Source organism: Streptomyces odontotermitis (assembly GCF_050510915.1).
Lineage (GTDB): Bacteria > Actinomycetota > Actinomycetes > Streptomycetales > Streptomycetaceae > Streptomyces.
The window spans coordinates 1-709 of record NZ_JBNJLS010000062.1 but is presented as its reverse complement, the minus strand read 5'-3'; the positions used below and the strand labels follow the sequence as shown (position 1 = coordinate 709).

Annotated in this window: 2 protein-coding genes; both read right to left on the bottom strand. The window is 68.1% G+C overall.

Annotation, left to right across the window (positions count from 1 at the left end):
- Positions 1-592, bottom strand: a 592-nt coding sequence (locus ACQB60_RS45755; protein WP_496932043.1) for a P-type ATPase actuator domain-containing protein, incomplete at its 3' end; no start/stop codon positions are given.
- A gap of 38 nt (positions 593-630) precedes the next feature.
- Positions 631-699: a hypothetical protein gene (locus ACQB60_RS45750; protein ID WP_496932044.1), complete on the bottom strand. Its 69-nt coding sequence runs from the start codon at positions 697-699 to the stop codon at positions 631-633.
- Positions 700-709: the final 10 nt, after the last annotated feature.

Below are 709 nucleotides of genomic sequence, written 5' to 3'. Positions count from 1 at the left end.
TGCGGTCGGAGAGGACCTTGGTGCCGCCGGTCACCGCGGAACGGTCACCGCCCGACTCCCGGATGACGGGCGCCGATTCACCCGTGATCGCCGACTCGTCGACGGACGCGACGCCCTCGACGACGTCGCCGTCGCCGGGGATGATGTCGCCGGCTTCGCAGACCACCAGGTCACCGATGCGCAGCTGGGTGCCGGGCACCTGCTCCTCGACATCACCGTTCAGACGCCGGGCGACCGTGTCGGTCTTGGCCTTGCGCAGCGTGTCCGCCTGCGCCTTGCCGCGCCCCTCGGCCACGGCCTCCGCCAGGTTGGCGAAGATCGTCGTCAGCCACAGCCAGGCCGCGATCGCCCAGCCGAACCAGTCCCCCGGATCCTTGACCGCGAGGACGGTGGTGACGACCGAACCGATCAACACCACGAACATGACCGGGGACTTGACCATCACCCGCGGGTCGAGCTTCTTGATCGCGTCCGGGAAGGACTTCAGCAGCTGCTTGGGGTCGAACAGACCCCCGCCCACCTTGCCGTCGTCCGGCTTGTGCCCGGTGGGCACATCGCTGTGCGGCGCCCGGGTCGGAGTCACCGTGGACATCGCGTCCTCTTCATCTGCCTTTTCGATACGAGTCGTCATCACGCGAGCCCTTCAGCGAGCGGGCCCAGCGCGAGGGCGGGGAAGTAGGTGAGACCAGTGATGATCATGATCGTGCCG